The 12887-nt window shown below is 43.9% G+C and carries 15 protein-coding genes and 2 pseudogenes; 9 read left to right on the forward strand and 8 right to left on the reverse strand.

Translation table 11 applies throughout. The features are described from left to right. Nucleotides 1–65 precede the first annotated feature (65 nt). The 9 genes and pseudogenes from NSTCB13_RS31130 (at nucleotide 66) to NSTCB13_RS31170 (ending at nucleotide 7555) form a co-directional block, all read left to right on the forward strand. Nucleotides 66–1142 carry a cytochrome c gene (locus NSTCB13_RS31130; RefSeq protein ID WP_448274889.1) on the forward strand — a complete coding sequence of 359 codons (1077 nt, stop codon included), beginning with the start codon at nucleotides 66–68 and terminating at the stop codon, nucleotides 1140–1142. A gap of 19 nt (nucleotides 1143–1161) precedes the next feature. Then, on the forward strand, nucleotides 1162–1533 hold the full coding sequence (locus NSTCB13_RS31135; RefSeq protein ID WP_448274891.1) for a c-type cytochrome: 372 nt from the start codon (nucleotides 1162–1164) through the stop codon (nucleotides 1531–1533). Nucleotides 1534–1545: 12 nt separating this feature from the next. Further along, on the forward strand, nucleotides 1546–1956 hold the full coding sequence (locus NSTCB13_RS31140) for a hypothetical protein (RefSeq protein ID WP_289798300.1): 411 nt from the start codon (nucleotides 1546–1548) through the stop codon (nucleotides 1954–1956). A gap of 88 nt (nucleotides 1957–2044) precedes the next feature. Further along, entirely contained in the window at nucleotides 2045–3478 is a 1434-nt protein-coding gene (locus NSTCB13_RS31145) for a c-type cytochrome (RefSeq protein ID WP_448274893.1), read from the forward strand. A gap of 72 nt (nucleotides 3479–3550) precedes the next feature. Next, nucleotides 3551–5191, forward strand: a complete 1641-nt coding sequence (locus NSTCB13_RS31150; RefSeq protein ID WP_448274895.1) for a lipoxygenase family protein — start codon at nucleotides 3551–3553, stop codon at nucleotides 5189–5191. Between the two features lie 276 nt (nucleotides 5192–5467). Further along, nucleotides 5468–5773 (forward strand): putative quinol monooxygenase, encoded by a 306-nt coding sequence (locus NSTCB13_RS31155; RefSeq protein ID WP_445626652.1) that lies wholly within the window; start codon nucleotides 5468–5470, stop codon nucleotides 5771–5773. A gap of 19 nt (nucleotides 5774–5792) precedes the next feature. Next, a complete protein-coding gene (locus NSTCB13_RS31160) occupies nucleotides 5793–6845 on the forward strand; it encodes a saccharopine dehydrogenase family protein (RefSeq protein ID WP_448266460.1) in 1053 nt (350 codons plus the stop codon). 415 nt (nucleotides 6846–7260) lie between these two features. Continuing rightward, nucleotides 7261–7380, forward strand: a pseudogene (locus NSTCB13_RS31165) (reverse transcriptase N-terminal domain-containing protein); the annotation flags it as partial. Further along, nucleotides 7364–7555, forward strand: a complete 192-nt coding sequence (locus NSTCB13_RS31170) for a hypothetical protein (protein WP_448274896.1) — start codon at nucleotides 7364–7366, stop codon at nucleotides 7553–7555. The pseudogene NSTCB13_RS31165 and the gene NSTCB13_RS31170, both read left to right, overlap by 17 nt. A gap of 42 nt (nucleotides 7556–7597) precedes the next feature. Here the strand turns inward: NSTCB13_RS31170 and NSTCB13_RS31175 are convergent. From NSTCB13_RS31175 to NSTCB13_RS31210, 8 genes and pseudogenes are all read right to left on the reverse strand, one after another. Continuing rightward, nucleotides 7598–7765: pseudogene (locus NSTCB13_RS31175) on the reverse strand (hypothetical protein); the annotation flags it as partial. A gap of 55 nt (nucleotides 7766–7820) precedes the next feature. Next, on the reverse strand, nucleotides 7821–8180 hold the full coding sequence (locus tag NSTCB13_RS31180; RefSeq protein WP_448274898.1) for a ParA family protein: 360 nt from the start codon (nucleotides 8178–8180) through the stop codon (nucleotides 7821–7823). 67 nt (nucleotides 8181–8247) lie between these two features. Continuing rightward, complete coding sequence (locus tag NSTCB13_RS31185; RefSeq protein WP_448274899.1) at nucleotides 8248–8649, reverse strand: Calx-beta domain-containing protein; 402 nt, start codon at nucleotides 8647–8649, stop codon at nucleotides 8248–8250. Then, on the reverse strand, nucleotides 8646–8831 hold the full coding sequence (locus NSTCB13_RS31190) for a hypothetical protein (RefSeq protein WP_448274901.1): 186 nt from the start codon (nucleotides 8829–8831) through the stop codon (nucleotides 8646–8648). The genes NSTCB13_RS31185 and NSTCB13_RS31190 overlap by 4 nt, the downstream gene beginning before the upstream one ends. Beyond that, on the reverse strand, nucleotides 8812–9051 hold the full coding sequence (locus tag NSTCB13_RS31195; RefSeq protein WP_445626649.1) for a hypothetical protein: 240 nt from the start codon (nucleotides 9049–9051) through the stop codon (nucleotides 8812–8814). The genes NSTCB13_RS31190 and NSTCB13_RS31195 overlap by 20 nt, the downstream gene beginning before the upstream one ends. 66 nt (nucleotides 9052–9117) lie before the next feature. Then, a complete protein-coding gene (locus NSTCB13_RS31200) occupies nucleotides 9118–11343 on the reverse strand; it encodes a xanthine dehydrogenase family protein molybdopterin-binding subunit (RefSeq protein ID WP_448274902.1) in 2226 nt (741 codons plus the stop codon). Beyond that, entirely contained in the window at nucleotides 11340–12332 is a 993-nt protein-coding gene (locus NSTCB13_RS31205; protein ID WP_448274903.1) for an FAD binding domain-containing protein, read from the reverse strand. Before NSTCB13_RS31205 ends, NSTCB13_RS31200 begins: the two co-directional genes overlap by 4 nt. Next, complete coding sequence (locus NSTCB13_RS31210) at nucleotides 12319–12852, reverse strand: (2Fe-2S)-binding protein (protein WP_448266464.1); 534 nt, start codon at nucleotides 12850–12852, stop codon at nucleotides 12319–12321. Before NSTCB13_RS31210 ends, NSTCB13_RS31205 begins: the two co-directional genes overlap by 14 nt. Nucleotides 12853–12887: the final 35 nt, after the last annotated feature.

Here is a 12887-nt window from a genome sequence, read left to right on the forward strand (position 1 = left end):
AAAGCGATGCGGATCGCATCGACAATTTCGCTTACAAATAATCTCGAAAATATGGGGAGTGTTTCATGACTGAACAAACAAACCCTACCCTACTTCCAACCTCAATCAAGGGAATCTTCCAGCGGATTTGGGTTGTGATTGTAGGTATTGTAGCAGTAGCAGTATTTTTCCTTTGGCCTGTTTTGTCCAACTCCCCAGTGGATTATGCTGATATTGAAAACCACTTTAAATATGGTTCAATCGGTAGCGAACCGGTCAATGGCATCCCTTACTGGATTTGGAAAGTTTTACCCGAATTATTCCCAGATAAATTACCTGGAAAAGGTTATACTTCTCTGGGATTTATCAAAGAACCTGACAAAGATTTACCTATAGGTTTTTCGCAACGGCGAGTCTTTATCGATAGAGTTGGGTTGAATTGTGCTGTATGTCATACAGGAACGCTGCGAAATACTCCTAATAGCGAACATCAAGTCATCACGGCAATGCCTGCTAATGTGGTTAATTTGCAGGGATATATCAAATTCTTATCGGCAGTTGGTGTAGATGAGCGCTTTACTGCTAACCGGATGTTGCCAGAAATTGAAAAAATTAGTGGTGGTCTTAATCCCATTGAAAAATTACTTTATCGCTTCATTGCAATTCCTCAAACTAGAGATGCACTAATTAATCAAGCATCTCGACTTAATTTCGTTGAAAAACAACCAGATTGGGGCCCAGGAAGAGTAGATACTTTTAATCCTTATAAAGCAATTCAATTTCATTTCCCAATGGATAAATTGCGTGAGGATGAACTGATTGGTACTTCTGATTTTCCCTCAGTTTGGAATCAAAAACCCCGTGAGGGATTGCAGTTACATTGGGATGGTAATAACACTTCCGTTGATGAACGAAATAAGAGTGCAGCTTTAGGCGCTGGAGTCACACCGACAACAATTGATTTGCCTCGAATTCAGAGAGTTGCCGATTGGTTATGGGAACTACCACCACCAAAATATCCCTACGAAGTGAACGAAACTACAGCAGCGAAGGGAGAACAGCTTTTTGGAAGCAATTGTGCTAGTTGTCACGCTTTTGGTGGTGCATATACAGGCAAAGTTGTCCCAATTCAAGAAATTGGTACAGACCCCTCATCGTCTTGACTCATATACCTACAAAACGATGTCTAACCAAAATACTCTGTATACAGGGTATCCGTGGCGCTTTAAAAATTTCCGCAAGACGAATGGCTATGCAAATATGCCCCTTGATGGTGTTTGGTTACGTGGCCCTTATTTGCACAATGGCTCAGTTCCCACCTTACGGGATTTACTAGAAACACCAGAAAATAGACCTAAAGAATTCTATCGTGGCTACGATGTGATTGACAGAGCAAAAGTTGGTTTTGTATCTGATGTCGGTGTAGAAAACGGTAAGCAATACTTTAAGTTCGATACTACAAAACCTGGAAATAGTAACAGCGGTCATTTATATGGTACCGATCTTCCTACAGAAGATAAAAATGCACTAGTTGAGTACATGAAAAAGCTTTAAAAGGAGAAAAAAATGAATAATTACGCTAAATGGTTTAGTCGCGTTACTTGGGTTGGCATTATTGTTAATATGCTTTTTGTCATTCCTTCTTGCTTCTTTCCAGAATTAATGCTGACGTTCCTTAAAATGCATATACCAGAGCCAATTATCTGGGTTCGTGCTGCGGGAATGCTGTTGTTTATTATTAGTGCATTTTATATTCCTGGGGCACTTGATCCATACCGATATCAGGCAACTGCTTGGATATCAATATTTCCTTCAAGAGCTTTTGGCTCAACATTTTTCATTTGTGCAGTACTTTTCTTTGGGCAAGATAAAGGATTTTTATCCATTGCCTTTGTAGACCTGTTTTTTGGATTAGCGGAACTAATTCTTCTGACCTTAGCAATGCGTAGCAAAATGCAATCGCTGCAATTCCAGTGAAGCAATTCTCCTAATTTTATCCCTAGTCTAGTGTAGATATATTCCTGCACTACAAACAGATTCTTCTGCAAAGGAGCAAAAGAGTGCCATGACAATACTCAAAAATAAAATAGGTAGGGTAATCACAAGCATTGTTTTAATTGTGGTTCTTTTAGCTGGTGTAGTTGGGTATGTGGGATGGTACAACCTTTTTCGAGAGGTTCCCACATATTATGAATCGTCTGAAGAACACTTTAAATATGGTTCTATTGGCACAGAAGAAGCACAAGGTGTTCCCTATTGGATTTGGCTGGTATTACCACGAATATTCCCTGATAAATTACCAGGAGCAGGTGGTTATACTTCCTTGGGAATCACATGGGAAGAGGGTAAAGAAATGCCAGTTGGGTTTACGAAAAAAACCATTGGCTTCCCTCGCGTCGGTATAACTTGCGCTGTTTGCCATACTGCTACCTATAGAAGAACAGAGAAAGATAAACCCACAATTGTAGCTGCGGCTCCTGCTAATAAGTTTGATTCACAAGGCTATTTACGATTTTTGAGTGCAACTGCTGGCGATCCCAGATTTACAGCAGATTATATCCTTGACGAAATCAAATATAATTACAACCTTTCCTGGTTAGAAAATTTACTTTATCGCTATGTGCTAATTCCTCAAACTAAGAAAGCACTGCTGCAACAAAAAGAAGACTATAGTTGGACAGATTCCCGTCCTAACTGGGGCCCTGGTCGAATCGATCCTTTTAATCCAGTTAAATTCAATACTTTAAAGTTGCCTAAAGATAACACTATCGGCAACTCTGATATGATGCCTCTTTGGAATCAAAAGATGCACAAAGGGTTTGCACTTCATTGGGATGGGTTAGAAACTTCACTAACAGAAACTGTTCAAACTGGAGCAATTGGTGATGGTGCTACGAAAAAATCACTTCCTGTAGCTGATTTACAACGAGTAGAAGATTTTATTCAAGAACTACCACCTCCTAAATATCCATTTGCTATTGATGAGCAAGTGGCTGCAAAAGGAAGTCAAATTTTTGCTAATACTTGTGCATCTTGTCACGCTTTTGGTGGGGAAAGAACGGGTACTGTTATTCCTGTGGAAGAAGTGGGAACTGACCGCCATCGGTTAGATATGTGGACGCAAGAAGGAGCAGATACTTACAATCATTTTGGTGATGGCTACCCTTGGGACTTTAAAAACTTACGCAAAACTAATGGGTATGTATCTGTTTCCCTAGATGGATTATGGTTAAGAGCGCCATATTTACATAATGGTTCAGTCCCATCTCTACAAGATTTGTTCGAGAAACCAGAGAATCGCCCTCAAGTTTTCTATCGGGGATATGATGTCTACGACCCGAAAAAAGTTGGTTTTATTACTGAGGGAGATGAAGCCAAAGCTATAGGTTTTAAATACGATACCAAGGTAACTGCTAATTCAAATCAGGGACATATTTATGGCACTGATTTATCTGAGGAGAATAAAAAAGCTTTGATTGAGTATCTGAAAACTCTGTAATGAAGTTTGTTTGCTAAATCCTGACGTTAATCATTTACTAGCAATCGCTCAAAAACCGAATTGGAGATCATCGTGAAACCATATTTACCACAAAAAGACCCTGATGTTAATGTCCGAATCAATTGGCTAGATAAAAATCGAGAAGAGTACAAATTTAATTACGATTATCTAGCTCCTTTACCAGTAATTGATAAAGTTCCTCATAAAGAAATATTCTCGGCGGAATATACTGCTAAACGTTTGGCAAGTATGGCAACTCTTGCACCAAATATGCTAGCTGCCAAAGCCAGAAACTTTTTAGATCCATTAGATGAATTGGAAGAATATGAAGAGCTTTTGTCACTACTACCAAAGCCCGATGTCATAAAAAATTACAAAACAGACTCTTGTTTTGCAGAACAACGACTCTCTGGAGCGAACCCATTAGCTATCCAAAAAATTGATGTATTACCTGAGAATTTTGCTGTCACAGATGCACATTTTCAGAAGGTTGCAGGTACAGAATTGACTTTGGAAAAGGCACTTAAGGAAGGCAAGCTGTATTTCTTAGATTATCCTTTGTTATCTGATATTAAAGGTGGTGTCTATGAGAATGTTAAAAAGTACCTTCCCAAGCCACAAGCTCTATTTTATTGGCAAAGTAGTGATAGTCCTAATGGTGGTTCTCTAGTACCTGTTGCTATCCAGATTAATCATGACTCTGGTGCAAAAAGTGTAATTTATACACCAGATGACCCCCATTTAGATTGGTTTTTGGCAAAAACCTGCGTTCAAATTGCTGATGGCAACCATCAAGAATTGGGTAGTCATTTCGCCTATACCCATGCAGTTATGGCTCCGTTCGCGATTGTCACTGCGCGGCAACTAGCAGAAAATCATCCCATTGCTTTACTGTTAAAACCCCACTTCCGTTTCATGCTATTTGATAACGATTTGGGACGCACTCAGTTTTTACAGCCTGGAGGCCCGGTTGATGAGTTTATGGCAGGTTCATTGGCGGAGTCTCTTGGATTTGTGGCAAAGGTTTATGAAGAATGGAGTGTGGAAAAGTTTACCTTCCCTCGATTAATAAAAAGTCGTCAAACAGACGATCCAGAAATTTTACCGCACTTTCCTTTCCGGGACGATGGTATATTAATTTGGAATGCCGTCGAAAAGTTTGTGGCTGAATACTTGCAACTCTATTACCAAACCTCACAGGATATCAGTGACGACTATGAGTTGCAAAATTGGGCTAGAGAATTAGTAGCTCAAGATGGTGGTAGAGTCAAGGGAATGCCAGCCAAGATTGAGACTCTAGAACAACTGATTGAAATCATCAGTGTGGTAGTATTCACTTGCGCTCCTCTACACTCTGCTTTGAATTTTTCTCAGTACGAATATATGGCTTTTGTACCCAATATGCCTTATGCAGCCTACCACCCAATTCCAGAAACTAAGGGTGTGGATTTAGAAACTATCATGAAGATACTTCCTCCCTTTAAACAAGCTGCCGATCAGGTGATGTGGACTGAGATTTTAACATCGTACCACTATGATAAATTGGGTTTTTATGATGAGGAATTTGCCGATCCCTTGGCGCAGGAAATTGTGGTGCAATTTCAACAGAACTTGCATGAAATAGAACGGCAAATAGATATTAGAAATCAAACTCGTCCCATACCTTATAACTACTTCAAACCTTCGGAAATTATTAATAGCATTAATACTTGAACTGGGGATTGCGAATCAATACTTTTTGGTTAAGGCAAGAGACGCGATGAATCGCCGTCTCTACAATCATCAGACGCGATGAATCGCCGTCTCTACAATCATTTTTTTAGAGATGGGGGTTTAGCGAGCTAGAATTTTCATCAAAAACCTTAACCGAACTGTATTGGATTGGGAATTAGGAATTGGGGACACTTCGACCCAAAACTTTTCTTCGCTGAAATTGGAGAATCTTGAAGGCGGCCCGTTGAATTAATCTCATAAAAAAGAGGTATAACAATGTCAAATCAGCAAGTAACAGTCACCGCTCGATTAAAAGTAAAGCCAGGTTTGGAGGAGGGATTCAAACAGGAATTTCAACCTGTAATAGCTCTTACACTTGCAGAAGAAGGTTGTATTAATTACGATTTACATCAATCTGTTGAAGAGCCATCTTTGTTTCTGTTGCATGAAAACTGGGTCAGCCAAGAAATTTTGGCTCAACACTTAGAGCAGCCGTATATTAAAGCTTTGAACGAAAAGTCAGGACAATTTTTGGTTGAACCACCTGAAGTCAGGTTATGGCAGCAGATTGCGAACAATTAATTCCTAGCTGGTGATAAGAATGACATCAAGGGTGTTATTGTATGGTGCAACTGGCTATGCTGGAAAACTCATTGCTGAATCTGCTAAAAATAACGGACTGGAATTAATTTTAGCTGGACGCAATCAAAGTTCACTAGCAGCTGTAGCCAATGAATTAAGTTTGGACTTTCGGGTTTTTGGCTTAGACGATCCGCGATCGCTCGCTCTCTCTCTTGAGGATATAATTGCTGTCATCAACTGCTCTGGGCCTTTCTCCAAAACCTCAAAGCCACTTGTCGATGCTTGCCTCCAAACTAAAACTCACTATTTAGACATAGCTGGCGAAGTACCTGAATTTCAGGCGCTACAAGCACGAAATGCTGAGGCTAAAAGTGCAGGGATAATGCTTCTCCCTGGTGTGGGATTTGGAGTTGTCCCTACTGATTGTGTAGCTGCTTACCTCAAAGATAAGTTAGCAGTTGCAACGCGACTGATTTTAATCTATGAAACAGTGGGCGGTGTATCTCAGGGAACTGCAAATACAGTACTGCCAACTTTACATCATATCGGGGTAGTTCGAGAAGCAGGTAAGCTCATCCCATCTCGTCCAGCATCGAAAAGACGTAAAGTTGATTTTGGTTATGGGCCCGTGACAGCAGTAACAAACCCTTGGCGTGCTGATATTATTACTGCGTTTCAGACTACGGGTATTCCCAATATTGAGGTTTATACCGTATTTCCTAATCCCGTGCGCTTCCTGATGGAGTTGAGCCAGTATTTGGAATGGTTATTTAACTCGTCTTTATTCCAAAGTGCTTTAGCAAGTTTAATTAAAACTCTACCCACTGGGCCAACGGCAGCAGAACGAGCCAAGGGGCAAGTTAGAGTAATTGGTATTGCTGAGGATGAAACTGGTCAACAAGTAAGTGCAAAACTCTTAGGGCCGGAAGCATACGATTTTACGGCATTGGCGGCTGTAGCAGTTATCAAACGGGTAATTAAAGGCGAAGTTAAGGTAGGATTCCAGACTCCTGCATCTGTATATGGGGCAGATTTTGTCCTTGAAATTCCGGGAGTTATTGGGTTCGAGTAAAATTAGGACTGACGCGAAACTAAATACCAATTCAATTGATGATTGCAACACATCCTTGGGTAAAGACGCGATTCATCGCGTCTCTACAAATGGTCTATGTGTTGCATTCTTTTTTCAAATTGGAACTATACGCGCTCTGGGGCAATTCATGAATAGGTTTGATATCTTTTTCAGTCCAGAGGATAGTTTGTTTTGGTAAAAAATTTCCGATTTGGTGATGCTAGTACTCAATTTGCTGAGAATGTAAATACCAACTGCCCGCATCACAATTATTGCTACGACTGTTACCATTATGTGTGGCGAACTGCAAACATAAATCATCAAAACTGCAATCAAGGCAAATTTGAAACCACAATAAATTGCAACTAGAGGTGGTCTCAAAACCACAATAATTGCGGCCCAAACCACAATAATTGCAACGAAACTGCAAACAAGCATTCTGAAATCCACCTCAGCGAGATTACTGGCAATCCGTCAAGTATCACAGCTTAACGCTGGGAAAAAGACTCCAGGAATTGATGGCAAAACAACCTTATAGCCGTCCACGAAAGCTGCCACAATTATATCCACATTTAGCATTTTGCGAAAACGCTCGAACATCGCTAGTTGGATGCCTAAGCCAGAAAGTTAGTTGCATTCCAGCAAGCTTGCGATCGCCCTTACTAGCTCTTCTGGCTCAACAGGTTTGGTCAGGTGAGCTTGAAATCTGACTTGCAGTGTCCGCTGCCGAGCAACGTCTGAGGCATAGGCGGTTAGCGCGATCGCCCGTCACTTAGTTGAACTCCATAACGGTACAATTTCTGCCCAAAGTGCTGGATTATCTGTTCGTAGGTATCACAATGAAGTCGAAATCTCTCAGAAGCTATCCGAAAAACCTTGAGGAGTCGAATCAGATGTTCAACAAAAATCCGATTACTAGAAAAAACTTTATTTTCGGCTTTTTGCTCTGCACTTAATTCTCCATTCCGGGGTTTCTTATGTTGTCGTTTCTAGCAGTTGGTTGGTGCCGAGATAGCACTTGTATTGTGTTTCAACAGGAATAATAACGTGTGAAGCAGCGACTAAGCTCATAATGCTTAGAATTCCTAGAGAAGGCGGGCAATCAATCAAAATATAATCATACTGGTCAAGTACATTTGATAGCACAAACTTGAGCCGTTGGCGATTGTCGATGATCAAGTCATGAAAAATTTTTTGCTCCGTACCTGCCAATTGGATATTTGTTGGTACCAGGTGCATCCCATGAATAGGTTTTTCCCATATATACAGCGGAGTTTCTTCAGCGATCGCTTTCATCCATAACGGAGTTAAACAGTTATGACCTACATTGGACATACACAGCAACCAGAAGCTACAAGAGCAGCAATGCAACAAGCATTATTTGAAGAACCTCCCCCAACTCTTACCCAGTTAGCTTATCGTCTTGGATATAAAAGTTACAGCCCTTTAACTCATAAGCCTTGGTGGCATCGCTCAAGTTGATTTTGAAGGTTTCGTCGAATTCATCGATCGCATCTCCTAAAACTTGTACTGTAATGGTTTTGCTGGTTTCACCGGGAGCAAAGGAAATTATTCCGTTGCTGGGTGTGTAGTCAGTTCCCACAGTTGCCGTACCGTCGGCTGTTGTGTAATTAACGCTAACGGGTTTGCCGCTTGGGGTGTTGAGGTTGATGGTGTAGGTGAGGGTATCGTTGCCAGGGTCGACGATCTCTTCATTTACCCAGAAGGTGATACTGCCTCGTTGCTTGAGTGCTGCATCATAAGCGTTCCAATTCCGAACTTTATACTGGGCTTTCGTCTTCATCGTTGGGCTAGGCGGCGAGAGAACATAGGCGATAGGTAAAATTTACCATTTTCCCTATTCATGCAACAACGCCCTTTCGATATGCCATGGGCTTGCCAGCCGTCATAACCAAGCACAAAATTTCCGGTTGAAAATTGGGGATGGTTAGATTTCATCACTTGGCTAACTGTGCCACCGACCATCACAGACCCCAGACCCCAGTTCTACTGGAGCAGCATAAGACTCGCGGTCGTATGAGCGATCGCGCATATAAGGGTCAAGGGACAGACAGATCGTCCGATTAAGAACTTCGCCTTCCCCTGGTTCTGGAATTGGTGTTTCGACAAGGGCGAAGTCGCTTTCTTTCGGTTCTCCAATCGGACGGCTTTTGAGTAAGATTTGTTGGTTAATTGAACTAGTCATTGGTTGTGCGTGCTTATTTGCTGGTTTTTTCTATCAAAACTCCAAGTCATCTTGAAAGCACCCTTGTTATATTAGCTTGTCTAATGTAATAGGCAGATCGCGAATCCGTTTGCCTGTAGCGTGATAGACCGCGTTGGCGATCGCGGCTGCGGCTCCAACCGTGCCGATCTCGCCAATTCCTTTGGTGCCAATCGGGTTGAGATGCAAAGCTTCTTCCTCGACAAAAAAGGCATCAATGGGGGGAATATCAGCATTCACCGGAATCAGGTACTCAGCGAGATTCGAGTTCACAATTCGTCCCGAATGCGGATCGACGATGCTCTGCTCCATCAATGCCATACCGATGCCCCAAATAATTCCGCCAATCAACTGGCTGTGGGCAGTTTTGGGGTTAACGATCCGTCCGGCAGCAAATGCGCCGACATAACGGGTGACTCGTAGTTCGCCTAATCCTGGATGAAATTGTACTTCGGCAAAATGTGCGCCGAAGGAGTAGTGAGTAAATTTCTTGGTTTCTTCATCAGGCTGAACCTGTTCCTGTGCTGAAATCGATTCCATTTGGTGCTGCTGCAAAATTTCTACATAGGTCTGTCCTTGAGTAGGATTATCCTTGAGGTAGCAACGTCCATTATCCACCGTCACCTCAGCTTCGGTATGCCCGTAAAGAGGAGAGTTGGGATTGTTGAATGCTAAATTGAGCAGTTTACGCTGTAGGGATGTGGTAGCAGCATATACCGCAGACCCAACGCTAGCAGTTGTCTTAGACCCAGCTGCAACAGGAGCTTCGGGCATCTGAGTATCGCCTAGTTCAAACCGAATCGATGCCACCGATAGCCCTAAGGTATCTGCTGCAATTTGCTGCATGACCGTGTAAGCACCTGTGCCTGGGTCGCAGGTACTACTCTGCACGAGGACATTGCCATCAGCAAACAGTTGAGCCGAGGCAGTCGTCCCAGAAAAGCGGGCATCATAGGCCATCGTTGCCATTCCCCAACCTACAAGGCGATCGCCATTTCGCATAGAACCGGGTTGTGGGTTGCGCCGATGCCAGCCGAATCGCTCTGCGCCTTGCTGATAGCACTCCTTGAGCGACTTACTAGACCAAGGATCTCCCGTTTCTGGGTCAACGTCGGCGTGATTACGTAAGCGTAGTTCGATTGGATCGATTTGTAAGGCGTATGCCAGTTCATCCATTGCCGACTCGATGGCAAACAACCCTGGTGTTTCTCCAGGCCCACGCATAGTATAGGGGCCGCTAAGATTGCTGGGAGCGAGACGGTAAGTAGTGGTAACGTTCGGGCAAGCGTATATTTTGCGGCTAGTGCGCTCGACTGGTGCAACGACCCGATTATCAAAGGTTGAAGTGCGAGCGATCGCGTGATGTGTCAGCGCTGTCAGTTGCCCAGTTGAGGTTGCACCTAACTGAATGTGGTGTTGAATGAGCGGACGGTAGCCGACACCTGCAAATTCCTGTCGGCGAGTCAGAACCAGCTTGACCGGGCGATTGACCTGACGAGCAGCGATCGCTGCTAGTACTACGTGCGTCCAAGCAGGGCCTTTGTAGCCAAAGGAACCGCCCACAAACTGCTGAATCACGCGGATTTTTTCACGCGGCATTTGCAGCCACTGTGCGACTGTATTCCGAATGCCGTAAACCCAGGTAGTCGGTTCGTATAACGTCAGGAAATCACCCGACCAAACTGCGATCGTGCCATGAGGTTCGATGGCGTTGTGGTGCTGCATAGCGGTAGTGTAAATCTGGTCGATCCGAACAAAGGCATCTGCCAGTCCCTTTACTGAATCACCTTGGACGATATCTGGTGGTTTTCCCCAAACGTTATCGGGTGGAAAGGCACGTTCCATCGCTTCTTGCATCGTTACCGTAGGTGGTTCTTCTTCATAACGAACCTTTACTAGTGATGCGGCACGATCGGCCTGCTCCAAAGTTTCTGCAACCACAACCCCAATGTGTTGCCCACTATAATAAATTCGGTCATCTTGAAGCGGAATATACTGCTCTCCCGCACCTCCTCCTTGACTGGCACTATCTAATGTAACTCTTGCAGGTGCAATTGGCGGCGCATTCAGATGTGTGAGTATTGCCAGTACACCGGGAGCAATTTCGGCTGCTTTTGTATCTATCGACACAATGCGTCCGTTGGCGATCGTGCTGTTAATTAAGACTGCGTGAACTAAGTTAGGAATCGGCATTTCGGCACAGTAATGTGCGCCTCCGGTCACTTTTAGCCGTCCGTCTACGCGATCGACTGCTTTTCCAATTACCGGATTCATTGCTCACCTCTTGTAACCTTAAAGAATGCCTGTACTAGCGTGCGCCGCAGCAGTTCTACTTTAAAGTGGTTGTATTGCTGTGGTTTAGCATCGTGGATTGTTGCAAAAGCGGCTGCTTCAAAAGTGGATGCATTCGCAGGTGAACCGATGAGAACTCGTTCTGCCTCAGTTGCTTTCCAGGGTTTTGTACCAACTCCACCCAAGGCAATCCGTGCATCGGTAATTTGACCATCTTGAACGTCCAAAGCCGCAGCTACTGAAACCAGAGCGAAATCATAGGAGGCGCGATCGCGCACTTTCAGGTAATGTGACCTAGCCGCAAAGGGTAACGGCGGTAATTCAACGGCGGTAATCAGTTCTCCGGGTTCCAAGACGGTTTCGCGATCGGGAGTGTCTGCTGGCAATAGGTAAAAGTCGGCGATCGCAATCTGCCGAGTTCCATCCGCGTTTTGCGTGTGAATAATGGCATCCAGGGCAACTAATGCCACCGCCATATCAGAAGGATGGGTGGCAATACAGCAGTCGCTGGTGCCGAAAATGGCGTGAATGCGATTGTAACCCCCAATGGCAGCACAGCCTGAACCGGGGATACGTTTGTTACAAGATGAAAATCCAGCATCGGTGAAGTAATAACAGCGAGTTCGTTGTAATAAGTTTCCCCCGACGGTTGCCATGTTTCGCAGTTGGGGAGATGCTCCAGATAAAAGTGCTTCAGACAACACCGGATACTGTCGCTGAATATTCTCGTCGTATGCAACATCACTATTTCGCGCCAGTGCGCCGATGCGAATTCCGCCGTTGGGTAAGCGTTCAATTTGCGATCGCGGCAAATCATTGATGTCGATCAACTGCTGTGGAGTTTCCACACCTTCCTTCATCAGATCCAGCAGATTCGTGCCACCTGCAATAAATTTTGCCTGATGGTCTTGGATCGCAGTTCTCACCGCGATCGCTGCGTCTGATGCACGTAGATAGTTAAATGGTTGCATCCCCCGCCCTCACGCTTGCTGCTACAGACTGAATTGCTGCGACAATATTTGGATACGCTCCGCAGCGACAAAGATTGCCACTCATCAGTTCTCGAATGTCTGCATCCGAGTCTGCTTTGCCTTCACTTAACAACCCGATTGCCGAACAAATCTGCCCAGACGTACAATAGCCACACTGAAAAGCATCGTTTTGGATAAATGCTGCCTGCATCGGATGGAGTTCGTCTCCTTGTGCCAATCCTTCGATCGTGGTAATGGTTTTTCCCACCTGCATCACTGCTAGCGTTAAACAGGAATTCACCCGTCGTCCATCAATCAGCACCGTACAAGCACCGCACTGACCACGATCGCAGCCTTTTTTACTTCCTGTAAGTTCTAACCGTTCTCGCAATAAATCGAGTAATGTCACACGCGGTTCAATTTCGACCGTGTAAAGGCGATCGTTAATTTGGAGGGTAACTGAGACTGTTTCTCTTTGCAGGCGATCGGTTGGTAGAGAGAAATTTGTTGATGTCATCATCCTTATTCCTTCTGGGTTAAACACTCCTCAATCGG

The sequence above is a fragment of the Nostoc sp. DSM 114160 genome (genome assembly GCF_053470305.1).

What these genes read in the sequence shown, in the direction of transcription:
- NSTCB13_RS31200 (WP_448274902.1), bottom strand. Translation starts at nt 11,343, where the DNA reads ATGAATCCGGTAATTGGAAAAGCAGTCGATCGCGTAGACGGACGGCTA.
- NSTCB13_RS31130 (WP_448274889.1), top strand. Translation starts at nt 66, where the DNA reads ATGACTGAACAAACAAACCCTACCCTACTTCCAACCTCAATCAAGGGA.
- NSTCB13_RS31180 (WP_448274898.1), bottom strand. Translation starts at nt 8,180, where the DNA reads ATGTCCAATGTAGGTCATAACTGTTTAACTCCGTTATGGATGAAAGCG.
- NSTCB13_RS31190 (WP_448274901.1), bottom strand. Translation starts at nt 8,831, where the DNA reads ATGGTCGGTGGCACAGTTAGCCAAGTGATGAAATCTAACCATCCCCAA.
- NSTCB13_RS31210 (WP_448266464.1), bottom strand. Translation starts at nt 12,852, where the DNA reads ATGATGACATCAACAAATTTCTCTCTACCAACCGATCGCCTGCAAAGA.
- NSTCB13_RS31205 (WP_448274903.1), bottom strand. Translation starts at nt 12,332, where the DNA reads ATGCAACCATTTAACTATCTACGTGCATCAGACGCAGCGATCGCGGTG.
- NSTCB13_RS31140 (WP_289798300.1), top strand. Translation starts at nt 1,546, where the DNA reads ATGAATAATTACGCTAAATGGTTTAGTCGCGTTACTTGGGTTGGCATT.
- NSTCB13_RS31185 (WP_448274899.1), bottom strand. Translation starts at nt 8,649, where the DNA reads ATGAAGACGAAAGCCCAGTATAAAGTTCGGAATTGGAACGCTTATGAT.
- NSTCB13_RS31135 (WP_448274891.1), top strand. Translation starts at nt 1,162, where the DNA reads ATGTCTAACCAAAATACTCTGTATACAGGGTATCCGTGGCGCTTTAAA.
- NSTCB13_RS31160 (WP_448266460.1), top strand. Translation starts at nt 5,793, where the DNA reads ATGACATCAAGGGTGTTATTGTATGGTGCAACTGGCTATGCTGGAAAA.
- NSTCB13_RS31145 (WP_448274893.1), top strand. Translation starts at nt 2,045, where the DNA reads ATGACAATACTCAAAAATAAAATAGGTAGGGTAATCACAAGCATTGTT.
- NSTCB13_RS31170 (WP_448274896.1), top strand. Translation starts at nt 7,364, where the DNA reads ATGGCAAAACAACCTTATAGCCGTCCACGAAAGCTGCCACAATTATAT.
- NSTCB13_RS31195 (WP_445626649.1), bottom strand. Translation starts at nt 9,051, where the DNA reads ATGACTAGTTCAATTAACCAACAAATCTTACTCAAAAGCCGTCCGATT.
- NSTCB13_RS31155 (WP_445626652.1), top strand. Translation starts at nt 5,468, where the DNA reads ATGTCAAATCAGCAAGTAACAGTCACCGCTCGATTAAAAGTAAAGCCA.